The organism is Pseudomonas sp. PSPC2-3 (assembly GCF_049898265.1).
Lineage (GTDB): Bacteria > Pseudomonadota > Gammaproteobacteria > Pseudomonadales > Pseudomonadaceae > Aquipseudomonas > Aquipseudomonas veronii.
Genome location: NZ_JAFCXJ010000009.1, coordinates 89,562 through 110,700 on the forward strand (window position 1 = coordinate 89,562; position 21,139 = coordinate 110,700).

Consider the following 21,139-nt stretch of genomic DNA (forward strand, 5'->3'; position numbering starts at 1 on the left):
GATGAAACGCACTTTTTCCAATATCTGGCAACTGGGCGTCAAGGAGCTTCGCAGTCTGTGGCGCGATCCGGTCATGCTGCTGCTGATCGTCTTCAGCTTCACGGCGATGGTCTACACGGCCGCCTCGGCCATTCCAGATACCCTGAACAACGCACCGATCGCCTTCGTCGACGAAGATGATTCGCCCCTGTCGCAGCGCATCGCCACCGCTTTCTACCCGCCTCAGTTCACGCAACCAGAGCACATCAGTGTTGCCGAGATGGACGCCGGTCTGGACTCCGGCCGCTATACCTTCGTGCTGTACATGCCGCCCAACCTACAGCGCGATGTTCTGGCGGGTCGTCCCGCGCAGGTGCAGCTCAACGTCGATGCCACACGCATGGATCAAGCCTTCAGCGGCAGCGCCTATGTCGAGCAGATCGTTACCGATGAGGTCAAGACCTTCGTGCAGCGTTATCGCGGCAATTCGGCCCCGTCGGTGGAACTGGCGCTGCGCGCACGTTTCAACCCGGCGTTGGACAAGACTTGGTTCAGCAGCCTGCTGCAGATCATCGACAACATCACCATGCTGGCGATCATTTTGACCGGAGCCGCGCTGATCCGCGAACGCGAGCACGGCACTATCGAACACCTGCTGGTGATGCCGGTCACCCCCACGCAGATCATGCTGGCCAAGGTCCTGGCGATGGGCACGGTGGTGCTGGTGGCGGCGGCGTTGTCGTTGCAGTTCGTGGTACGCGGGTTGCTCGCCGTACCCATCGAAGGCTCGATCTGGCTGTTCCTGGTCGGCGCCGCGCTGAGCTTGTTCGCCAACACCGCCCTGGGCATCTATCTGGCCACCGTGGCCCGCAGCATGCCGCAGTTCGGCCTGTTGCTGATGCTGGTGCTGTTGCCGTTGATCCTGCTCTCCGGCGGCGCCACTCCGCGCGAAAGCATGCCCACGCTGGTGCAGTACCTGATGCTGGCCGCACCCACCACCCACTTGGTGCAGTTGGGAGAAGGCGTGCTGTACCGCGGCGCGGGGCTGGACGTGGTGTGGGTTCAACTTCTTGCGCTACTACTCATCGGCAGCGTGCTGTTCGCACTTTCGTTGCAGCGTTTTCGCCGGATGCTTGCGCAGATGGATGGAGGCTGATTGATGCCTCGCCCATCACATCGCCGGATGAGGTTAGGTGGCGTTAAACCCCATTGGACAGAGAAATACCTTATGGCCTCTGAATAGAGACGCTATCAGTTGATTTCTCAGAATGGATAGGCTTATTTCGGACAATTAAAAAGCCGGCTTGTGGCCGGCTTCTCGGGGACCGCCTCAGCTTGTTTTTGACAAACCTCACCAGCCTTCAAATCGCTCAGCCAACATCGCGTCTGGCTGAATAGTCAGGGCATCCGCGGGAGTTTTTCCGCATCGCCTGGCAGGGTGAATGGCCTAAAACCAGCCCCTGCCAAATGTGCGGCGCATGATACCCACATTCACCTCAGTTGCCCACCTCCGTATCCGATTTAGAGCCTTCCCAGCCCAGCAGGTGTTCATCCAGCGGCACGGGTGGGCGGCGGTTGTTGAGGGTGGACCACCAGAACACCCAGCCGACGATCTGGAAGTTCTGTTCGAAGCGTTGATCGAAGGTCAGGTATTCGTCGGGGTGTTCGCCGGCGTTGTGGCTGCGCATGCGCAGGCCGCCGCCGGGGCGGTTGTAGAGGTATTTGATGCGCAGCATGTCGTCGTGTTCGACGGCGTAGATTTCGCCGTCGACGATTTGGGTGCGGCCGCGGTCGATGGCGAGGGTGGCGCCTTGTTGGATGATGTCGACCATGCTGTTATCGACCATGTAGGCGCCGAGGGCGCGGTCGGGGTTTACGTTTAAGGTATCGAGGGTGTGACGGGAGAGGCGGATACGTTCGGTTGAGGTGAAGGACGGATGGAGGGCGATCTCCACATCGATTGTTTCCGGGGAACGGGCGGGGCCTGTGAGGTATTTGCCGCTTTCTTCGCGGGTGGGCAATGCTTTCCTTGCATCTTGAGCGTCCAACAGGAAGTTGGCCGGTGGGTGTTTAGGGCCTACACCGGCGTGCAGCCAGCGGCTGGAGACGCACAGCAGTTCTGCGATTTCGTTGAGTCGGCCCATGGGAACACCGCGTTTGAACCAGTTGTTCACGTGCTGAGGCGTGACGCCGCGGTTCTTGGCGAAGTCGGAAGCGGAAAGATGAACTTCCCGTAATAGCGCTTTTAAGCGATCACCTGATGTATTCATAAACGCTGAGTTTACTGGCCGGGAAAATAGATCAAATAAACTATGCGTTCAATTGCCGGTGTAGGTTTTTACTTAGTTGTAGCCTGATCTTTCGTTGGTGCTGCTTAGTTCAACATAGAGTGTTAATAATTGAACTTGGTGTTTAAATTTTTCCACAAAAAAAGCCCCGAATGATCGGGGCTTTTTGATTGCCGCAGCAATGAGGAGCCGGTATCAGCCTTTGTAGGCGGCGACCGACTTCATGATCTCGGCGCGGGCGGCATCTGCGTTGCCCCAACCGTCGATCTTCACCCATTTGCCTTTTTCGAGGTCTTTGTAGTTCTCGAAGAAGTGCTTGATCTGTTCCAGCAGCAGTGGCGGCAGATCGGTGTATTCCTTCACGTCCACGTACAGCTGGGACAGTTTGTCGTGGGGCACTGCGATGACTTTGGCATCGCCGCCGCCGTCGTCGGTCATGTTCAGGATGCCGACTGGACGCGCGCGGATAACCGAGCCTGGAGTAACCGGGTAAGGGGTTACGACCAGCACGTCGAGGGGGTCGCCGTCGTCAGCCAGGGTGTTGGGGATGAAACCGTAGTTGGCCGGGTAGAACATCGGGGTGGCCATGAACCGGTCAACGAACAGGCAGTCGCTGTCTTTGTCGATTTCGTATTTGATCGGCGCGTGGTTGGCCGGAATCTCGATGGCGACGTAGATGTCGTTCGGCAGGTCTTTGCCAGCCGGAATCTTGCTGTAGCTCATTGGGCGTTGCCCCCGTAGTTGGCCATGTACATGGCCGGATTGGCCTAAAAGTGGCGGCGATTATAGGCATATTCTGACGCCGATGCCATGCACCAGACGTCGTACAGTCATTCGCCTTGTGGCTGATAACGCGGGTCGTGCGCTTGCAGCTGCGCGAGGCGGGCCAGAGGGTCCTGGCGGTAAAAATGACTGAGTTGGGCGTACACCTGTGGATAACTTTCCACCAATAAATCTGGCGCGCTGAAAAAATATTCGCTGGTGACCGCGAAAAATTCCGCCGGGTTTTCGGCGGCGTAGGGGTCGATGGCGGTTTCGGCGTCGGGGTTGGCGTCCAGTTGACGGTTAAGCTCATCGTAGGCGCCTTGCATCACGCGGGCCCAGTCTTGCACGCGCATGTCGTGGTGCAGGGGCGGCAGGCCGTTGGCGTCGCCGTTGAGCATGTCGAGCTTGTGCGCCAGTTCGTGGATCACCAGGTTGTAGCCTTCCCAGTTGCCGCTGGCCAGCACGCCGGGCCAGGCGAGGATCACCGGGCCTTGTTGCCAGGCTTCGCCGCTGTGCTCGCCGTCCCACTCGTGCTCGACGCCACTGGCGTCGCGATGACGTTGCGGGCTGAGGAAGTCGTCGGGGTACAGCACGATCTCGTGGAAGCCCTGATACCAGTCGAGGTCGCCGAGGTTCATCAGTGGCAGTTGCGCCTGGGCGGCGAGCAGCAGGCGTTGTTCCTGGTGCAGCTCGACGCCGGGCAGGGCGGTGAGGTGTTTTTCGGCGAGAAACACCACGCAGGCTTCGCGCAACCACTGGTCTTGCTCGGCGCTGATGCCGTCGAGGAAGGTCAGGTGCTCGCGCACCCGCTGCCAGGTGTCATCGGCAATCGGGTGCCTGGCCAACAGGCGCCGGCGACGCCAGGCGCTGAGGGACCACATCGCAGGTTACTGCGACTTGGCTTCGGAAGACGTGCGACCAAAGCGGCTGCGGAACACGCTGATGATCATCGGCACCAGCGACAGCAGGATGATGAACACCACCAGCAGCGAGAGGTTTTTCTTGATGAACGGCACGTTGCCGAAGAAGTAGCCCAGGGTTACCAGGCCGCCGACCCAGAAGACGGTGCCCAGCACGCTGAAGCCGAAGAAGCGCGGGTAGGGCATTTTCGCGATACCGGCGACGAACGGCGCAAAGGTGCGCAGGATCGGCAGGAAGCGCGCCAGGGTCACGGTTTTGCCGCCGTGCTTGTCGTAGAAGTCGTGGGTTTTTTGCAGGTAGTCGCGGCGGAAGATTTTCGAGTTCGGGTTGCTGAACAGGCGTTCGCCGGCTGTTCGCCCGATCACGTAGTTGGTGCTGTCGCCGAGGATCGCCGCCAACATCAATAGACCGGCGAGCAAGACCGGGTCCATGCCGCCACCCGCCGCCACCGCGCCGGCAATGAACAGTAATGAATCACCCGGCAGGAACGGCATGACCACCAGGCCAGTTTCGCAAAAGATTACAAGGAACAGAATGGCGTAGATCCACAGACCGTAATTTTTTACCAGCAGGTCGAGGTAGACGTCGAGATGCAGGATAAGGTCAAGCGGGTTGAAATCCATGGATGGCACCTGTGTGAATGGCCCGACTCAGCAGGCCTGTGCGGAGGCTCGGGTAATAAGGCTACAAGTATTTGTCGCGCTTCTTACAATCCTGAAAGGTCGGCATTATACGGATTGAGAAGTGAAAAGAGTGTGTGGGTTTTGTAGCGGGGGATGTCATGGCACTCTGCTCCCAGAGCACCACAGAACCAAATGTGGGAGGGGGCTTGCCCCCGATGGGCGCGTGTCAGTTATAAATAGTCTGACGGGTCCACGGCTATCGGGAGCAAGCTCCTCCCACAGGAATTTTGGGGGGCTTGGGGGATGGGGTCAGTCTTCGCTGATCGGCAACACGTAGTTCTTGAACTCGCTGTCTTCGCGAAAACCCATCGACTCATACGTCTTCTGCGCCACGTTATTGTTGCTGCTGGTCGACACCCGCAGCCGCACTGCATGGGTTTCCTTGGCCATCTTCTTCGCCGCGCGCATCAGGTTGTCCGCCACCAGTTGCCGGCGCGCGTCTTCGGCGACATAGATGTCGTTGAGGATCCACACCCGTTTGAGCGACAACGAAGAAAAGCTCGGGTACAGCTGACAGAACCCGAGCAAGCGCTTGTCGTCGTCATCGGCCAGGGCCAGGTAGATCACCGATTCCTTGCGGCGCAGGCGTTTTTCCAGGAAGGCCCGCGAAGAGTCCGGGAACGGCAGGGCCCCGTAGAACTCGCGGTATTTGACGAATAACGGGGTCAACAGGTCCAGGTGTTCCAGGGTCGCTTGAGTGATCCGCATGCCAGGCCTCAACTTCCAGATGGTATATGACCACGCGAGCGGCCGTGACTCGATGCTGCCTAAAGACGTGAAAAAGCGCAATCGTGCGGGGATCAGTCGGTGGGCGGGCTGAGCAGGAAATTGCCTTTCACCAAGTCCGGGTCATCTGACTCGATGGTCTGAACCTGCGCCTCATCCTTGAGGTTGACCCCCGACAACTGCCGACGGCAGGCCTCCCGCATCAAGTACAGCAGGCGATGGGCCGCCATGCCATAACTCAAACCCTCCAGGCGCACGTTGGAGATGCAGTTGCGGTACGCGTCGGTGAGGCCAACCTTGGGGTTGTAGGTGAAATACAGGCCCAGGCTGTCCGGCGAACTGAGCCCCGGTCGTTCACCGATGAGGATCACCACCATCTTGGCGCCGAGTAGCTGGCCAATCTCATCGGCCACCGCGACGCGGCCCTGTTCCACCAGGATCACCGGTGACAAGGACCAGCCTTCGGCGTGGGTCTGTTCCTCCATGCGCGTGAGAAACGGCAACGTGTGTTTATGCACCGCCAACGCCGACAGACCATCGGCCACCACCACGGCCAGGTCGACGCCGCCGGGGTTAGCCGCCGCATGGTCGCGCAGCGCCTGGGCCGACTCATCGCTCAGACGCCGCCCCAGGTCCGGGCGTTGCAGGTAGCTGTGGCGGTCGACGGCGGCGCTGTGCAGCAACAGGCTGTCACGCCCGCGTTCGGCGAGCTGAGTGCTGAGGCCGACGTGGTCGAAGGGCAGGTGGACCGCGTCCCGCGCCTGGGCGTGGGCGAATTGGAAGTCCAACTGTGCGCTGGTGGGGATGCTGGTGCCAGTACGGCCCAGGGCGATGCGCGCCGGGGTCAGGCGACGCAGTTCCAGCCACGGGTTTTCGGGTAAGTCTGGTTGCACGGGCGGCTCCTTCATCCCAATTGCGCCAAGGCGTGGCGAAATGCCGGTGGCAGGCTGTTGCCGAAGCGCACTTTGCCGTCGGCTTGCGTGAAAATGCCCATGTTCGCCAGCCACTGTTCAAACTCCGGCGCCGGCTTTAGACCCAATGTCTGGCGGGCGTACAGGGCGTCGTGGAACGAGGTGGTCTGGTAGTTGAGCATGATGTCGTCGGAACCGGGAATGCCCATGATGAAGTTGATCCCGGCCACGCCCAGCAGGGTCAGCAGGGTGTCCATGTCGTCCTGGTCGGCTTCGGCGTGGTTGGTGTAGCAGATGTCGCAACCCATCGGCACCCCCAGCAGCTTGCCGCAGAAGTGGTCTTCGAGGCCGGCGCGGATGATCTGTTTGCCGTTGTACAGGTACTCGGGGCCGATAAAACCGACCACGGTGTTCACCAGGAACGGCTTGAAGTGCCGAGCCACGGCGTAGGCGCGGGTTTCACAGGTTTGCTGGTCGACGCCGAAGTGCGCGTTGGCCGACAAGGCGCTGCCCTGGCCGGTTTCGAAATACATCAGGTTCTGTCCGAGGGTGCCACGGTTCAGGCTCAGGCCTGCTTCGTAGCCCTCCTGCAGCACGCTCAGGCTGATGCCGAAACTGGCGTTGGCCGCCTCGGTGCCGGCGATCGACTGGAACACCAGGTCCAGCGGCACGCCACGGTTGATGGCTTCGATGGAGGTGGTGACGTGGGTCAGCACGCAGGCCTGGGTGGGGATTTCGTAACGCTGGATGATCGCGTCGAGCATCTCCAGCATGGCGCAGATCGAGGCGATGCTGTCGGTGGCCGGGTTGATGCCGATCATGGCGTCGCCGTTGCCGTACAGCAGTCCGTCGAGAATGCTCGCCGCGATGCCCGCCGGTTCGTCGGTGGGGTGGTTGGGTTGCAGGCGGGTCGACAAGCGGCCGCGCAGGCCCATGGTGCCGCGAAACCGGGTGACCACGCGGATCTTCTGCGCGACCAGTACCAGGTCTTGCACGCGCATGATCTTCGACACGGCGGCGGCCATTTCTGGTGTCAGCCCTGGCGCCAAGGCGCGTAGGGATTGTTCATCGGCTGCGTCACTGAGCAGCCAGTCGCGCAGGCCGCCGACGGTCAGGTGGCTGACGGCGGTAAACGCCTGTTTATCGTGGGTGTCGATGATCAGCCGGGTGACTTCGTCGCTTTCATAGGGAATCAGCGCCTCTTGCAGGAAGTGCTTCAGCGGGATATTCGCCAAGGCCATTTGCGCCGCCACCCGCTCGCCATCGTTCTGTGCGGCGACGCCAGCGAGGAAGTCGCCTGAACGGGCGGGGCTGGCCTTGGCCATCACGTCCTTGAGGCTGTCGAAGCGGTAGGTCGATGCACCCACCGCGTGGGAAAAACTTGCCATACAGTGTCTCCTTGATGACGCGGGCAAATATGGGTAAAGCGCCCGCGTCGAGGTTTACGGCAGTCAGTGCAAGGCGGCCTCTGCGGCCTGAATCGCCGCGAACTCTTCTTCCGGCGTGCCTGCTACCAAGTGATGCCGGCTGTAGAAAGCAAAGTAAGCAATTAATACTCCATAGATGATTGCAGCGCCAATCACCACTCGCGGGTCGACCAGAAAGCCCGCCACCACGGCCACGCAGGCCAATACCAGGGCCACGCCGGAGGTAAAGATGCCGCCCGGCGTGCGGTACGGACGATCCATTTTGGGGCGACGGATGCGCAGGGTGATGTGCGCGGCCATCATCAGCACGTAGGAAATGGTCGCGCCAAACACCGCCACCAGAATCAGCAGGTCGCCCTGGCCGGTCAGCGACAGGCCGAAACCGATAATGCCGGGGATCACCAGCGCCAGGACCGGCGCCTTGCTTTTGTTGGTCTGGGACAGTTTGCGCGGCAGGTAGCCGGCACGGGACAACGCGAAGATCTGCCGCGAATAGGCGTAGATAATCGAGAAAAAGCTGGCGATCAAGCCCGCCAGGCCGACCAGGTTGACGAAGCTGCCCATCCAGGTCGAGCCGCCATACGACAGCGCCAACGCTTCAACCAGCGGGTTGCCGGACTTGATCAGCGCGTAGGTGCCGGCGCCGCCCGGTGCAATCACCAGGATCAGCAGGGCAAAACTGGTCAGCACCACAATGGCGCCGATCAGGCCGCGAGGCAGGTCGCGCTTCGGATTCTTGGTTTCTTCGGCGGCCAACGGTACGCCTTCGACTGCCAGGAAGAACCAGATCGCATACGGAATCGCCGCCCACACGCCGACGTAGCCGAATGGCAGGAAGGTGCTGGCGCCCTTGGCGTCGGTCACCGGGATGTCGAGCAGGTTGGCGACGTTGAAGTGCGGCACCATCGAGACCAGGAACACGCCCAGTGCAATGGCGGCGACGGCGGTGATGACAAACATCAGCTTCAAGGCTTCACCCACGCCAAAGATATGGATGCCGATGAAGATGATGTAGAACGCCAGGTAAATCATCCAGCCGCCGATGCCGAACAACGACTCGCAATAGGCGCCGATGAACACCGCGATGGCGGCGGGGGCGATGGCATATTCGATCAGGATCGCGGTGCCCGTCAGGAACCCGCCCCAAGGGCCAAAGGCGCTGCGGGCAAAACCGTAGCCACCGCCGGCAGTAGGAATCATGGAAGACAGTTCGGCCAGGGAAAAGCACATGCACAGGTACATGGTGGCCATCAGTAATGTGGCGAGGAACATGCCGCCCCAGCCACCCTGGGCCAGGCCGAAGTTCCAGCCGGCGTAGTCGCCGGAGATCACGTAGGCAACGCCAAGGCCGACCAGCAGCACCCAGCCGGCGGCGCCTTTTTTCAGTTCGCGTTGTTGGAAGTATTGGGAATCGACTTTTTCGAAGTCGACGGAGGATCCAGTGGGTTCGCTAGGCATGGGAAAGTACCTTTCATTCTTATTGTTTTGGTCCCGACAAGTTGTCGCCGGGTAATGTAGGAGCGAGTTTGCTCGCGAAAAACTTCAGAGCACCGCGCAGAGCCAGGCTATCCGCGTAATCGTTGAGGTTCTTCGCGAGCAAGCTCGCTCCTACGGGGGCGGTTATCGCCCCGGCGGTGTTGGGTTAGAAGAAGCCCAATGGATTGATGTCGTAGCTCACCAGCAGGTTCTTGGTCTGCTGGTAGTGATCCAACATCATCTTGTGGGTTTCACGACCGACGCCGGACTTCTTGTAACCGCCAAACGCGGCATGCGCCGGGTACAGGTGGTAGCAGTTGGTCCACACGCGGCCCGCCTTGATCGCCCGGCCCATGCGGTAGGCGCGGTTGATGTCCCGGGTCCACAGGCCGGCGCCGAGGCCGAACTCGGTGTCGTTGGCGATCGCCAGGGCTTCGGCTTCATCCTTGAAGGTGGTGATGCTCACCACCGGGCCGAAGATTTCTTCCTGGAACACCCGCATCTTGTTGGTGCCCTTGAGCAGGGTCGGCTGGATGTAATAGCCGGTGGCCAGATCACCTGTCAGCTTCTCGACCTTGCCGCCGGCCAGCAACTCGGCGCCTTCGCCCTTGGCGATTTCCAGGTACGACAGGATCTTGTCGAACTGCTGCTCGGACGCCTGGGCGCCGACCATGGTGTCGGTGTCCAGCGGGTCGCCACGCTTGATCGACGCGACCTTCTTCATCACCACTTTCATGAAGTCGTCGTAGATCGACTCTTCCACCAGCGCGCGGGATGGGCAGGTACACACTTCGCCCTGGTTGAAGAACGCCAGCACCAAGCCTTCGGCGGCTTTCTCGATGAATTGCGGTTCGGCTTTCATGATGTCGGCGAAGAAGATGTTCGGCGACTTGCCACCCAGTTCAACGGTGGACGGAATAATGTTCTCGGCCGCGCAATGCATGATGTGCGCGCCCACCGGGGTAGAGCCGGTGAAGGCGATCTTGGCGATGCGCTTGCTGGTGGCCAGGGCTTCGCCGGCTTCTTTGCCGAAACCGTGGACCACGTTCAGCACGCCCGGCGGCAGCAGGTCGCCGATGACTTCCATCAGCACGTTGATGCCCAGCGGGGTTTGCTCGGCCGGCTTGAGCACCACGCAGTTGCCGGCGGCCAGGGCCGGGGCGAGTTTCCAGGCGGCCATCAGCAGCGGGAAGTTCCACGGGATGATCTGGCCGACCACGCCCAGGGGCTCATGGAAGTGATAGGCGGCGGTGTGTTCGTTGATTTCGGCGCTGCTGCCTTCCTGGGCGCGGATGCAACCGGCGAAGTAGCGGAAGTGGTCGGCGGCCAGCGGGATGTCGGCGTTGAGGGTTTCACGCACGGCCTTGCCGTTGTCCCAGGTTTCGGTGATGGCCAGCAGTTCGAGGTTCTGTTCGATACGGTCGGCGATCTTCAGCAGCACCAGCGAGCGGTCCTGGGCAGAGGTTTTGCCCCAGGCGTCGGCGGCGGCATGCGCGGCGTCCAGCGCCTTGTCGATGTCTTTGGCGGTGGAACGTGGGAATTCGGCGATGGGCTTGCCGTTGACCGGGGAAGTGTTGGTGAAGTAGTTGCCATCGATCGGCGCCACGAATTCGCCGCCGATGTAGTTGCCGTACTTGGCCTTGAACGAAACGATGGCGCCTTCAGTACCGGGGTGTGCGTAACGCATGGTGGGTATCTCCTGGCTTTTTATGTTTATTGGAGTGCAGCGCGGCAAGCGCTTGATAAAGCGTAGAGCAAAGGTCGGGCCACTGCCTTGCAAGCCAGTTAAATCAGGGGGTTGGCGAGAGCCAAAAAGTGCGGCTGTGCCAGCCTTGGTACAGTCTGTGTGACAGTTTGTGCCATGCACGGTACAACCTGTGACCGGTGGGTCGGCGCGGGATTGCAATGGCCGGGTGGCTGGGGGATGCTGGACGTTCTCACGCAGGGAGAATAATAAGAACATGCATCACGATCATTTCAGTCGCCATGCCCAGCAAGTCTTGACCGTGACCCGTGGGCAAGACCTTTCCCAGGGCCCCGGCAGCGACCCGTCCATCGCCCGCTCCTGGCTGCGTTGCCTGGAGGATTATCACCTCGACCCTGCGCTGAGCATCGCCCCCACCGTGCTCGAACATGGCCGTCTGCTGGAAAGCCGCGAGCGCCTGCAGCAGGTGCTGCACATCGCTGGCGGCGAGATGAACAGCCTGCATCAGCAACTTTCGGGCGCCGGTCACGCCGTGTTGCTCACCGACGCGCGCGGGGTGATCCTCAACTGCGTCACCGCGCCGTCCGAGCGCAAGATTTTCGAGCGCGCCGGGTTGTGGCTCGGCGCCGACTGGAGCGAGGCCTGCGAAGGCACCAATGGCATCGGCACCTGCCTGGTGGAGCGCCAGTCGTTGACCATTCACCGCGATGAGCATTTTCGCGGGCGCCACACCGGGCTGACCTGTTCGGCGAGCCCGGTGTTCGATCCCCATGGTGAGTTGCTGGCGGTGCTGGACGTGTCGTCGGCGCGGGAAGCGGTGTCGCGTCAGAGCCAGTTCCACACCATGGCGCTGGTCAACCTGTCGGCGAAGATGATCGAGAGTTGTTACTTCCTGCGTCACTTTGAACACCACTGGCTGCTGCGTTTTCACTTGCAGGCGGAGTCCGTGGGCTTATTCAGTGAAGGGCTGCTGGCGTTCGACGGTGAAGGGCGCATTTGCGCAGTCAACCAAAGTGCCCTGAACCTGTTGGGGCAGATGCGTGGTGGCTTGCTGGGGCAGCCTGTGGAAGTGCTTTTCGAATGCACCCTGGATCAACTGCTGGGCCGCGCCAGCGCCAATGCCACAGCGAGTTGGCCGCTGCGGACGCGGGACGGTCGACATCTGTTTGCCGCGTTGCGCGGCCAGCCGCGCAGTGTGCCGGTGCCCGTACCGCCGCAGCCGGTGGTTGCCGCCAAGCCCGAGCGTCTGCTCGGTATCTGCCTGGGCGATTCCGCGTTGCAAAGCGATTTTCGCAAGGCGTTGCGCGTGTTCGAACGTGATGTGCCGCTGCTGGTCAACGGTGAAACCGGTTCCGGCAAAGAGGCCTTCGCCAAGGCCGTACACCAGGCCAGCCAGCGTGCGGACAAGGCTTTTGTTGCGCTCAACTGCGCCGCCATCCCGGAAAGCCTGATCGAAAGCGAACTGTTCGGCTATCGCGGCGGCAGTTTCACCGGTGCCCGCAAGGAAGGCATGCGCGGCAAGCTGCAACAGGCAGATGGGGGCACGTTGTTCCTGGATGAAATCGGCGACATGCCCCTGGCTTTGCAAACCCGGCTCTTGAGGGTGCTGGAGGATCGCCTGGTGGTGCCCATCGGCGGCGAGCCCCAGGCGGTAAACGTGAGAGTCATCAGCGCCACCCACCGTGATTTGTTGCAGCGTGTGCAGGCAGGCAGCTTTCGTGAAGATTTGTACTACCGACTCAATGGCCTCGAAATCGGCTTGCCGCCGTTGCGCGAGCGCAGTGATAAGCCGCAATTGCTGGATTTTCTGCTGGCCCAGGAAGCCGGGGAGCAGACGATAACGCTCGATGCCGGCGCGCGTCAGGCATTGCTGGCGTTCGCCTGGCCGGGCAATGTGCGGCAGTTGCGCACGGTGTTGCGTACCCTGGTTGCACTGTGTGACGGCGCGTTGATCGGTGTCGATGATTTGCCGCCGATGATCCGCCCGGCGTCCTTGACTACGCCTGCTGCGGATGTCCCCCCGCTGTCGCTGCTTGAGGATGCCGAGCGCCTGGCATTGTTGAAGGTCCTGACGCAGCAGCGCTGGCATATGACCCTTGTGGCTGAACGGTTGGGGGTGAGCCGCAACACGTTATATCGAAAGTTACGCAAACATGGCATTGAACTGCGTTCGGCGTTGTAATTCGTAAGTTGTTGTCGAGTGTGTGGGCGCGGTTTTTAATTGTTGGTTGTAGGGGGATTTACTGTTTTTGCTTTTGTGGGTTAATTGTTGAGAAAGTGTGTCCTGGCTGGCGCGGAAGTAAATGCATGTAATGTTGTTTCGGTGGAACTGAGATAGATATTTTTGTCACCCAGTGAATGCAAGTTTTTATTGACTGACTAAGGTGATGATTATGAATGTTACAGGTGTTCCAACTTATACTACAGTACCGTCCAGTGACGTTTCAGCTGATGTTACTCAAGCTGCCAATAATACTGGATCGACCGGTAACCCGCGCAACGCCGCTTCGGCTACTTGGCAAAATGATCGCTCCGAGCTTACTTATGATGCTGAACGTTTGAACTCGGACACGCAGGTTCGTAGCAAAAGGGGAATTGATTTCGGACGTTTTTTCCGCAGGCCGACGCATAGCACTTCCCGCGTGCCGTCTGGGACGCCCGGTCAATATAATCAGGTTAATAAGGGACCGTTTTTCTCAAACCCACCTTCCACTCATGCATCTAATAAGCCCTTTCGAGATCTGATTAATAACAACCGGTTCGGGGGCTCTACCCTTCCTTCCAGGTCTCACCCCGTTCCCAAGACGTTTGGCGAGGTGGCGCAAAACCTCGTCACTGCCGATCGCCTGGTCAAGGCTGGCGTGTTCAAGACCGGGCCAGATCTGAAAACCGTGACACGGGACGCTTTCGTGAATGCCGCAGTCAACGGCTTGGTCAGTACGCCATTGAGTATTGGTACTTACGCAGGCTCCGTATGGAGTGGCGAGCAGATCAAGGGGGCGTTCAGCGCCAATACCCCCTTACTTCCTCCCGCGCACCAGCCCGCGCCGAGTCAACAGAACGGTGTGGCGGGATCGGCGCCGAGTCCTTCATCGCCGCAAGACCTGGCGTTGCACTTGGACAATGCAGAATTAAAACTGCTCTTGGTCAGTAATACGATCCAGGCCTATACCGAAGGGAGCGAGGGTCAAGCCTTGGATAAAAGCCCCGATTGGCCAACCGAGACAACTGCCCGACTTGATATGTTGGAAAAGCAATACGACACCGTCGAGTCGAACTTGGAATTAATCTCTAAGGAAAATGATTTTATATTCAGGCCTTTTAAAAGTGATACCGCCGCCACCGAGAAAGACCCTGTGCGCCGCCTTGAAACATTGGATCGACGCAATCAGGCTGTTTTAAACCAGATCTCCCGTATCAATACGGTGTTGGAGCCGAAGGGGCCGCCATCCTCGATGCAGTTTGTCTGATGCGGGTTATTAATTGACACCCCATAATGACCCCTCGTATACGCTGAGTCCGGTGCTGTCACGGCGGGTGACGGCACCGGGCTCAACGACCGCACTGCCGGCCGAATTCAGACGATTGAGCTGGCGTGTACCGCTAAAAGAGTGCGATTTCCCCCTCCCTGCGCTAACCTGCCTCGATGTTTTACGAGGTCGACCATGCACATTCATATTCTCGGTATTTGCGGTACTTTCATGGGCTCGATGGCGGTTCTGGCCAAGGAGTTGGGCCACCATGTGACGGGTTCCGATGCCAACGTCTATCCGCCCATGAGTACGCAACTGCAAGCCCAGGGCATCGAATTGACCCAGGGCTATGATCCATCCCAATTCGATCCGGTCCCCGACCTGGTGGTGATCGGCAACGCCATGTCTCGGGGCAACCCGGCGGTCGAGTACGTACTGAACAAAGGTTTGCCGTATGTGTCCGGCCCCCAATGGCTGGCCGACCATGTGCTGCAAGGGCGCTGGGTGCTGGCGGTCGCTGGTACGCACGGCAAGACCACCACCAGCAGCATGCTGGCCTGGGTGCTGGAGCACGCGGGCATGAGCCCGGGTTTCCTGATCGGCGGCGTACCGCAGAACTTCTCGGTGTCGGCGCGCCTGGGCGATACGCCGTTCTTCGTGATCGAAGCCGATGAATACGACAGCGCGTTCTTCGACAAACGCTCCAAGTTTGTCCACTACCGCCCGCGCACGGCGATCCTGAATAACCTGGAGTTCGATCACGCGGATATCTTCCCCGATCTGGCGGCCATCGAGCGGCAGTTCCATCATTTGGTACGCACCATCCCGAGTGAGGGCCTGGTGATCCACCCGACCACCGAGCCGGCCTTGCAGCGCGTCATCGACATGGGCTGCTGGACGCCGGTGCAAACCACCGGCGCGGGCGGGCAGTGGCAGGTCAGGTTGCTCAGTGAAGACGGTTCGACATTTGAAGTGCTGTACGAAGGCGAGGCCCAGGGTGTGGTCGACTGGGACATGACCGGCCAGCACAACGTTGCCAACGCCCTGGTCACCTTGGCGGCGGCACGGCATGTTGGCGTGGTGCCTTCCATGGGCATCGCGGCCTTGAGTGCGTTCAAAAGTGTGAAACGGCGCATGGAAAAGGTTGCCGATGTGAATGGGATTACCATCTACGACGACTTTGCCCACCACCCGACGGCGATTGCCACCACCCTTGATGGCCTGCGCAAGCGGGTCGGTGATGCGCCGATCATTGCGATTATCGAACCGCGCTCCAACTCCATGAAGCTCGGCGCGCACCGCGATGGCTTGCCGGAGAGCGTCAATGATGCGGACCAAGTGGTCTGGTACGCACCGGCCAACCTCGGCTGGGACCTGCCCGCCATTGCGGCGCTGTGTCACGTGCCGTCGACGGTCTGCGATTCGATCGAAGGCATCATTGAACACGTCAAGCAACAGGCCACGCCCGGCACCCACGTGGTGGTCATGAGTAACGGCGGCTTCGGCGGCCTGCACGGCAAATTGGCCGAGGCCCTGAAATGAGCGGGCCCGAGCGCGTGACGCTGGCGATGACCGGCGCATCCGGCGCGCCCTATGGCTTGCGCCTGCTCGACTGCCTGGTGCGCGAGGAGCGTGAAGTTCATTTCCTGATCTCCAAGGCCGCGCAACTGGTGATGGCCACCGAGACCGATGTCGCGCTGCCGCCCAAGGTGCAGATGATGCAGGCGTTCCTCACCGAGTACACCGGTGCGGCGGCGGGGCAGATCAAGGTTTACGGTAAAGAGGATTGGATGTCGCCGGTGGCCTCCGGCTCCGGCGCGCCGGCGGCGATGGTGGTGGTGCCGTGTTCCACCGGTACGTTGTCGGCGATTGCCACGGGCGCCTGCAACAATTTGATCGAACGGGCCGCCGATGTGACGTTGAAAGAGCGGCGCCAGCTGATTTTGGTGCCGCGTGAGGCGCCGTATTCGAGCATTCACCTGGAGCACATGCTCAAGTTGTCGAACATGGGCGTGACCATCTTGCCGGCGTCGCCCGGTTTCTATCACCAGCCGCAGACCATCGATGACCTGGTGGATTTTGTGGTGGCGCGGATTCTCAACCTGCTGAACATTCCCCAGGACATGCTCCCGCGTTGGGGTGAGCACCATTTGAGCAGCGATGAATAAGGCGCTGTTGGTGTTGCTGGCGTTGCAACTGGCGGGCTGCGCCACCGCGCGCACGCTGGATGCGGCGAAGCCTGGCGCGCCGGTGGTGTATGCCGGCACGCGGCTGGACCTGTATGCGATGAACGGCGGCTGTTGCGCGATGGACCGTTTTGGCGCCGAGGCGCCGAGCTATCCCGGCGTCGACCTGCCAGCCAGCGCGTTGCTCGATACCCTGCTGTTGCCGCTGTCGGTGTTGACGGTGTTGGGGGTAGGGTTCAACGCCACGGGTGGGCTGTGACTCCGCGCTCAGGCCCCATCTGAACCCACATGTTGAGCTGGCAGCTCGGTTGGCAGGGTTTATTTACCCAGCTTGCGCAACTCGTCCGATTCGACCACGCGCACACCATCTTGCTCTTCCAGCGCCAGGCGCCACATGGCGCGTGCCAGTTCGCACACTTCGATGCCGTGGTACTTGCCTGGAATCAGCCGTGACAACGGCCCGGCCAATTGCTCGGCCAGGCGCGGTTCGAGGCGCTCCCCCAGCAACAGCGACGGCCGCACGATGGTCAGTTGCGGCCAACCCTGGGCTTTCAAGGCGTCTTCCATTTGCCCTTTGATCCGGTTGTAGAAGATCGAGGATTTCGGGTCGGCGCCAATCGCGCTGATGACAATCAGGTGCCGCGCGCCCATTTCCCGTGCGCGCTTGGCAAAGGCCACGACCAGGTCCAGATCGATCGCGCGAAAGGCTTCCTCGGAGCCGGCTTGCTTGATCGTGGTACCCAGGCAGCAGAAGGCGATATCGACCTGGCCACGCAGTTGCGGCAGGACCACCGCCGGGTCGCCCACTGGGTTTTCCAGGCGTGGATGTTCGGCCAACGGCTTGCGGCTGGGCGCCAGCACACGGGTCACGGTGGGTTCGTTGAGCAGGCGATCGAGCAGGTGTTCGCCGGTCAGGCCAGAGGCTCCTGCGAGCAAAATATGCTGAGGCGTCAGGTACATGGTGTTTCCCCCTTTGTTACACGTTACAGCTTAGTTGCCTTTAGCTTCCTTGCTATTCATTGAGACGCTTTCGAGCGCCTTTCGTGCTTGCTGCTTGCGTAATAGTTGCCAATGGGCGATCACGCCTTTGGGGGCCCAGATCTGCGGTTCGGAGGCTTCGAAGTTGTCCGCCTGTTCGCGTTCGGTCACGTGCAGTTGCGCCAGCTTGAAGGCTTGCTGCAAGTCGTCGGTCTGGTTGAAGGCTTGGGCGAAAAGGGCATCGCCGAAGTAGGTGAAGTCGGCTTCCTCGGAACAGCCAAACGACACGCGGTCGGCGCGGGAAGCGGTCATGATCAAGGTGTGCTCGTCTTTCAGCGCGGGAATGAAACCGCCGGAGTAACACGCGGAAATCACCACGACCTTGTCGCGGTTCTTCAACGGCGTGAGTACTGCGGCGAGCTCATCGGCCGGCAGGTCGGCCAGCTCCATGCGCGGCTGATCGAGCACCAGTTCGCTTTCGTGGGTGCCGTGGCTGGTCAGGTAGATAAACACCAGGTCCTCCGGCCCGCTGCGTTCGGCCAGGGTCTGCACGGCACGGCGCAGGCTTTCGCGGGTAGCCAGCGGGCGGTCGGCGATATGGTCGCGGTGGTTGACCAGGCGAATCTGCCCGCGCGCACCGAAGCGGCTGGCGAGCATGTTGCTGACGTAATCGGCTTCGCGCAGGAACACGCTCTGTTTGCCGTCGCCGGCGAGTACCAGGGTGTACAGTTCCACGGCGGGGGTCGAAGGAGGCACGGCGGCGAGGGCAGCATCGAGCAGGCGGCCCTGGGCCAGCACGCCGATTTCCAACGGGTCGGGCAACAGCTTGCCGTCGGCGTCGCGCACGCGCATGCCGTTGACCCAGGTGCCGGCTTGCACGGTGCCGTCGGCGAGCACCAGGGTGCCGCGGCCCTGGTAGTTGTCGCTGTCGAAACCGCCGATATAGAAGCTGCCGTCGGTGAGGTTCAGGCGGCCTTCGCCGCTGAAGCGCCAATCGCTGAACTGGCCAATGTAGTGGCTGCCATCGACGCCGATCAACTCGCCCTTGCCGCCGAGGGCGCCTTCCTTGAACTGGCCGATCCACACGTCGCCGTCGGCGTTTTCGTAGCGACCCTTGCCGTTCAATTGGTTCTGTTTGAACTGGCCGACGTAGATGTCGCCGTCAGCGCTGTTGAAGGTGCCGTTGCCTTCCAGCTGGCCATCGACGAAGTGGCCGCTGAACTGGTTGCCGCTGTCGTCGTTGCGCTGGCCTTCGCCGTTGGGCTTGCCGTGGGCGAACTGGCCCTGGTATTGGCTGCCGTCGGCCAGCTCCAGGCGCCCGAGGCCGGAATACTGGTCGTCCTTGAATTCGCCGCGATAGGTCATTTGCCCCTCTTTGAGGGTGCCTTCGCCGTTGCGCCGGCCTTGCTTGAAGCCACCGACATAGTGGCTGCCCGCAGTGGTCAGGCTGCCCTGGCCGTCAAACAGGCCTTGCTGGAACTGGCCTTTATAGACTTCGCCGTTGCTGCCATGCCATTCGCCCTGGCCGTGCCACTGGCCTTTGTCGAACTGGCCGGCGTACCAACTGCCGTTGGGGTAGTCCACGCGACCCTGGCCTTGCAGCAAGCCATTGACCACATCACCCCGGTAACGGCCGCCGTCGGGCAGGCGCGCATCGGGCGGCAACAGCGATTCGCCGTCTCCGCAAGCGGTGAGCAACAGGACAAGGGCAAGGGGAGCGAGTGGGCGCATAGCGGGATCCGGATAATTGAGCGCCGAGTATGCCGCAGCGAAGGAGCCATACCTAGTGGTCTGTTGGGGAATGATGACCTGTAGGAGCCGGCTTGCCGGCGAAGGTGGTCAACGAAAACGCGGGCATTCAGGGGGAATGTGGCGTCTGGGGGCTTTTCGCTGGCAAGCCAGCTCCTACAGGGAGGAAGGAGGCGGTTACACGAAGCAGAGCGACAGCGACTCGGCAATGTAAGCGGGTTTCTCCTGGCCTTCGATTTCCAGGGTAGCGGTGGCCTTGAACAGCCATTGGCCGGGTTTTTTCTCGGTGACGTCGGTGAGGGTCACGTTCAGGCGGACCTTGGAATTGACCTTCACCGGCTGGATAAAGCGCACGCTGTCCAAGCCGTAGTTGACCGCCATTTTCAGGCCTTCGGGCATGATCAGGATGTCTTCCATCAACTTGGGCATCAGCGACAGCGACAGGAAACCGTGGGCGATGGTGCTGCCGAACGGGGTTTGCGCGGCCTTGACCGGGTCGACGTGGATGAACTGATGGTCGCCAGTGGCTTCTGCGAACAGGTTGATGCGGGCCTGGTCGATGGTGAGCCAGTCGGAACGTCCCAGTTCCTTGCCGACATAATCTTTGAGCTGCGCTACGGGTACATAGGGCATTGCGTCTCTCCTTGGTTCATCGGTTTTTATTGATGTGCGAGAACCATGTTAGATCATCATGGGCAACCAGCCCGGTCAACCCACCATGCTTATGGCGAATGCCGGAGCATAGCGCGGGCATGCTTATAATGCGGGTGGGTCTTGAGGGGGGAAGGACGGATGCTGTTACGCGGTCTGACATGGCTGGTGCTGTTTCAATTGATCGGCACGGCGATCAACCATTTGCTGCTGCCGGTGTTGCCGGGGCCGATCATTGGTCTGCTGCTGATGCTGGGTTACCTGGTGTGGCGCGGCGAAGTCGGCGAGCCGCTGAGCCTGGCGGCCAGCAGCCTGCTGCGTTACTTGCCCTTGCTGCTGGTGCCGCCGGCGGTCGGGGTGATGGTGTATGCCAAGGACATCGCCGCAGACTTCTGGGCCATCGTCGGCGCCTTGGTGTTGTCGCTGGTGATCGCCATGGGGTTCGTCGGCGTGCTGATGCAAAAACTGGTCAAGCGCCAGGCGCAGCAGGAGGAGCAATCATGACCTTCGACTGGCAAGGCGCGTGGGCGGCGGTGATTCATCATCCGCTGTTCGGCATCGGCATCACCCTCGGTGCCTATCAACTGGTGCTCGCGGGCTTCGAGAAAACCCGCTGGATCTTCCTGCAGCCGGTGCTGGTGTCCATGCTGCTGGTGATCGGCGTGCTGCTCACCTGTGGCCTGAGTTACGCCGAGTACCGCAAGAGCACCGAGATCATGAGCATCCTGCTGGGCCCGGCGACTGTGGCCCTGGCGGTGCCGCTCTATCTGAACCTGCGTCGGATTCGTCAATTGTTCTGGCCGATTTTTACTACGCTGGTGATAGGTGGTGTGTTGGCCACCGGCCTGTGTGTGTTGCTGGGCTGGTGGTTCGGTGCCGAACACAGGATGTTGATGACCATGGCACCCAAGTCGGTGACCTCGCCGATTGCCATGCTGGTGGCCGAGCAGATCGGCGGCGTGGCCGCGTTAGCCGCGGTGTTCGTGCTGATCACCGGCGTGATCGGGGCAATGATCGGCCCGGCGTACTTGTCGCGCCTGGGCGTCCACAGCCCCGAGGCGCGCGGTATGGCGCTGGGCATGACCGCTCACGCCGTCGGCACGTCGGTGGCCCTGCAGGAAAGCGAAGAGTGCGGCGCCTTTGCGGCGCTGGCCATGAGTCTGATGGGCGTGGCGACGGCGGTGTTCCTGCCGCTGGCCGTGTCGGTGATTGTTTGAACCA

General features: G+C 60.9%; 20 protein-coding genes. 8 read left to right on the forward strand and 12 right to left on the reverse strand.

Annotated elements, in window-relative coordinates:
- The first annotated feature begins 1 nt into the window (after window position 1).
- The gene (locus tag ACP7E3_RS21120; protein WP_046381914.1) at window positions 2-1,135 is read left to right on the forward strand and encodes an ABC transporter permease; all 1,134 of its coding nucleotides are present in this window, start codon (window positions 2-4) and stop codon (window positions 1,133-1,135) included.
- A gap of 340 nt (window positions 1,136-1,475) precedes the next feature.
- On the opposite strand, the gene ACP7E3_RS21125 is transcribed toward ACP7E3_RS21120, so the two are convergent.
- From ACP7E3_RS21125 to exaC, 9 genes are all read right to left on the reverse strand, one after another.
- Window positions 1,476-2,249, reverse strand: coding sequence for a LexA family transcriptional regulator (locus tag ACP7E3_RS21125; RefSeq protein ID WP_102616991.1), 774 nt, complete (start codon window positions 2,247-2,249; stop codon window positions 1,476-1,478).
- 213 nt (window positions 2,250-2,462) lie between these two features.
- Entirely contained in the window at window positions 2,463-2,990 is a 528-nt protein-coding gene (ppa, locus tag ACP7E3_RS21130) for an inorganic diphosphatase (RefSeq protein ID WP_003176323.1), read from the reverse strand.
- A gap of 107 nt (window positions 2,991-3,097) precedes the next feature.
- Complete coding sequence (locus ACP7E3_RS21135; protein ID WP_017848367.1) at window positions 3,098-3,913, reverse strand: zinc-dependent peptidase; 816 nt, start codon at window positions 3,911-3,913, stop codon at window positions 3,098-3,100.
- Between the two features lie 6 nt (window positions 3,914-3,919).
- Window positions 3,920-4,576 (reverse strand): DedA family protein, encoded by a 657-nt coding sequence (locus tag ACP7E3_RS21140; RefSeq protein ID WP_079444784.1) that lies wholly within the window; start codon window positions 4,574-4,576, stop codon window positions 3,920-3,922.
- A 309-nt stretch (window positions 4,577-4,885) separates the two neighbouring features.
- Window positions 4,886-5,344, reverse strand: coding sequence for a GNAT family N-acetyltransferase (locus tag ACP7E3_RS21145; protein WP_017848365.1), 459 nt, complete (start codon window positions 5,342-5,344; stop codon window positions 4,886-4,888).
- Window positions 5,345-5,436: 92 nt separating this feature from the next.
- Window positions 5,437-6,270 (reverse strand): ethanolamine ammonia-lyase subunit EutC, encoded by an 834-nt coding sequence (gene eutC / locus ACP7E3_RS21150; protein WP_079444783.1) that lies wholly within the window; start codon window positions 6,268-6,270, stop codon window positions 5,437-5,439.
- Window positions 6,267-7,661 (reverse strand): ethanolamine ammonia-lyase subunit EutB, encoded by a 1,395-nt coding sequence (locus ACP7E3_RS21155; protein ID WP_017848363.1) that lies wholly within the window; start codon window positions 7,659-7,661, stop codon window positions 6,267-6,269. Before ACP7E3_RS21155 ends, eutC begins: the two co-directional genes overlap by 4 nt.
- A gap of 63 nt (window positions 7,662-7,724) precedes the next feature.
- The gene (gene eat / locus ACP7E3_RS21160; RefSeq protein WP_017848362.1) at window positions 7,725-9,158 is read right to left on the reverse strand and encodes an ethanolamine permease; all 1,434 of its coding nucleotides are present in this window, start codon (window positions 9,156-9,158) and stop codon (window positions 7,725-7,727) included.
- 184 nt (window positions 9,159-9,342) lie between these two features.
- A complete protein-coding gene (exaC, locus tag ACP7E3_RS21165; protein ID WP_017848361.1) occupies window positions 9,343-10,863 on the reverse strand; it encodes an acetaldehyde dehydrogenase ExaC in 1,521 nt (506 codons plus the stop codon).
- A 274-nt stretch (window positions 10,864-11,137) separates the two neighbouring features.
- Here exaC and ACP7E3_RS21170 point away from each other — a divergent pair, with 274 nt between their 5' ends.
- The 5 genes from ACP7E3_RS21170 to ACP7E3_RS21190 all read left to right on the forward strand — a co-directional run bounded on the left by ACP7E3_RS21170 (window position 11,138) and on the right by ACP7E3_RS21190 (window position 16,799).
- Window positions 11,138-13,063, forward strand: a complete 1,926-nt coding sequence (locus ACP7E3_RS21170) for a sigma-54-dependent Fis family transcriptional regulator (RefSeq protein ID WP_046381918.1) — start codon at window positions 11,138-11,140, stop codon at window positions 13,061-13,063.
- A gap of 211 nt (window positions 13,064-13,274) precedes the next feature.
- Entirely contained in the window at window positions 13,275-14,351 is a 1,077-nt protein-coding gene (locus tag ACP7E3_RS21175; protein ID WP_169881756.1) for a hypothetical protein, read from the forward strand.
- 195 nt (window positions 14,352-14,546) lie between these two features.
- On the forward strand, window positions 14,547-15,896 hold the full coding sequence (mpl, locus tag ACP7E3_RS21180; protein WP_426124263.1) for a UDP-N-acetylmuramate:L-alanyl-gamma-D-glutamyl-meso-diaminopimelate ligase: 1,350 nt from the start codon (window positions 14,547-14,549) through the stop codon (window positions 15,894-15,896).
- Window positions 15,893-16,522, forward strand: a complete 630-nt coding sequence (ubiX, locus tag ACP7E3_RS21185) for a flavin prenyltransferase UbiX (RefSeq protein WP_010206807.1) — start codon at window positions 15,893-15,895, stop codon at window positions 16,520-16,522. Before mpl ends, ubiX begins: the two co-directional genes overlap by 4 nt.
- Complete coding sequence (locus ACP7E3_RS21190) at window positions 16,515-16,799, forward strand: YceK/YidQ family lipoprotein (protein ID WP_017848357.1); 285 nt, start codon at window positions 16,515-16,517, stop codon at window positions 16,797-16,799. Before ubiX ends, ACP7E3_RS21190 begins: the two co-directional genes overlap by 8 nt.
- Window positions 16,800-16,858: 59 nt before the next feature.
- Here the strand turns inward: ACP7E3_RS21190 and ACP7E3_RS21195 are convergent, their stop codons facing one another.
- From ACP7E3_RS21195 to ACP7E3_RS21205, 3 genes are all read right to left on the reverse strand, one after another.
- Window positions 16,859-17,500, reverse strand: coding sequence for an oxidoreductase (locus ACP7E3_RS21195; RefSeq protein WP_046381921.1), 642 nt, complete (start codon window positions 17,498-17,500; stop codon window positions 16,859-16,861).
- Between the two features lie 30 nt (window positions 17,501-17,530).
- Window positions 17,531-19,249, reverse strand: coding sequence for a C13 family peptidase (locus ACP7E3_RS21200; protein ID WP_057005934.1), 1,719 nt, complete (start codon window positions 19,247-19,249; stop codon window positions 17,531-17,533).
- A 195-nt stretch (window positions 19,250-19,444) separates the two neighbouring features.
- Window positions 19,445-19,900, reverse strand: coding sequence for a MaoC family dehydratase (locus tag ACP7E3_RS21205; RefSeq protein WP_017848354.1), 456 nt, complete (start codon window positions 19,898-19,900; stop codon window positions 19,445-19,447).
- A 159-nt stretch (window positions 19,901-20,059) separates the two neighbouring features.
- Here ACP7E3_RS21205 and ACP7E3_RS21210 point away from each other — a divergent pair, with 159 nt between their 5' ends.
- Together ACP7E3_RS21210 and ACP7E3_RS21215 are read left to right on the forward strand one after the other, a co-directional pair.
- The gene (locus ACP7E3_RS21210; RefSeq protein ID WP_017848353.1) at window positions 20,060-20,422 is read left to right on the forward strand and encodes a CidA/LrgA family protein; all 363 of its coding nucleotides are present in this window, start codon (window positions 20,060-20,062) and stop codon (window positions 20,420-20,422) included.
- Window positions 20,419-21,135: an LrgB family protein gene (locus ACP7E3_RS21215; protein WP_017848352.1), complete on the forward strand. Its 717-nt coding sequence runs from the start codon at window positions 20,419-20,421 to the stop codon at window positions 21,133-21,135. The genes ACP7E3_RS21210 and ACP7E3_RS21215 overlap by 4 nt, the downstream gene beginning before the upstream one ends.
- Window positions 21,136-21,139 lie beyond the last annotated feature (4 nt).

Coding starts and splice junctions, on each gene's coding strand:
- ACP7E3_RS21190 (WP_017848357.1), top strand. CDS start 16,515: ATGAATAAGGCGCTGTTGGTGTTGCTGGCGTTGCAACTGGCGGGCTGC.
- ACP7E3_RS21140 (WP_079444784.1), bottom strand. CDS start 4,576: ATGGATTTCAACCCGCTTGACCTTATCCTGCATCTCGACGTCTACCTC.
- ubiX (WP_010206807.1), top strand. CDS start 15,893: ATGAGCGGGCCCGAGCGCGTGACGCTGGCGATGACCGGCGCATCCGGC.
- ACP7E3_RS21135 (WP_017848367.1), bottom strand. CDS start 3,913: ATGTGGTCCCTCAGCGCCTGGCGTCGCCGGCGCCTGTTGGCCAGGCAC.
- eat (WP_017848362.1), bottom strand. CDS start 9,158: ATGCCTAGCGAACCCACTGGATCCTCCGTCGACTTCGAAAAAGTCGAT.
- ACP7E3_RS21205 (WP_017848354.1), bottom strand. CDS start 19,900: ATGCCCTATGTACCCGTAGCGCAGCTCAAAGATTATGTCGGCAAGGAA.
- ACP7E3_RS21170 (WP_046381918.1), top strand. CDS start 11,138: ATGCATCACGATCATTTCAGTCGCCATGCCCAGCAAGTCTTGACCGTG.
- mpl (WP_426124263.1), top strand. CDS start 14,547: ATGCACATTCATATTCTCGGTATTTGCGGTACTTTCATGGGCTCGATG.
- ACP7E3_RS21155 (WP_017848363.1), bottom strand. CDS start 7,661: ATGGCAAGTTTTTCCCACGCGGTGGGTGCATCGACCTACCGCTTCGAC.
- ACP7E3_RS21210 (WP_017848353.1), top strand. CDS start 20,060: ATGCTGTTACGCGGTCTGACATGGCTGGTGCTGTTTCAATTGATCGGC.
- ACP7E3_RS21120 (WP_046381914.1), top strand. CDS start 2: ATGAAACGCACTTTTTCCAATATCTGGCAACTGGGCGTCAAGGAGCTT.
- eutC (WP_079444783.1), bottom strand. CDS start 6,270: ATGAAGGAGCCGCCCGTGCAACCAGACTTACCCGAAAACCCGTGGCTG.
- ACP7E3_RS21125 (WP_102616991.1), bottom strand. CDS start 2,249: ATGAATACATCAGGTGATCGCTTAAAAGCGCTATTACGGGAAGTTCAT.
- exaC (WP_017848361.1), bottom strand. CDS start 10,863: ATGCGTTACGCACACCCCGGTACTGAAGGCGCCATCGTTTCGTTCAAG.
- ppa (WP_003176323.1), bottom strand. CDS start 2,990: ATGAGCTACAGCAAGATTCCGGCTGGCAAAGACCTGCCGAACGACATC.
- ACP7E3_RS21195 (WP_046381921.1), bottom strand. CDS start 17,500: ATGTACCTGACGCCTCAGCATATTTTGCTCGCAGGAGCCTCTGGCCTG.
- ACP7E3_RS21145 (WP_017848365.1), bottom strand. CDS start 5,344: ATGCGGATCACTCAAGCGACCCTGGAACACCTGGACCTGTTGACCCCG.
- ACP7E3_RS21200 (WP_057005934.1), bottom strand. CDS start 19,249: ATGCGCCCACTCGCTCCCCTTGCCCTTGTCCTGTTGCTCACCGCTTGC.
- ACP7E3_RS21175 (WP_169881756.1), top strand. CDS start 13,275: ATGAATGTTACAGGTGTTCCAACTTATACTACAGTACCGTCCAGTGAC.
- ACP7E3_RS21215 (WP_017848352.1), top strand. CDS start 20,419: ATGACCTTCGACTGGCAAGGCGCGTGGGCGGCGGTGATTCATCATCCG.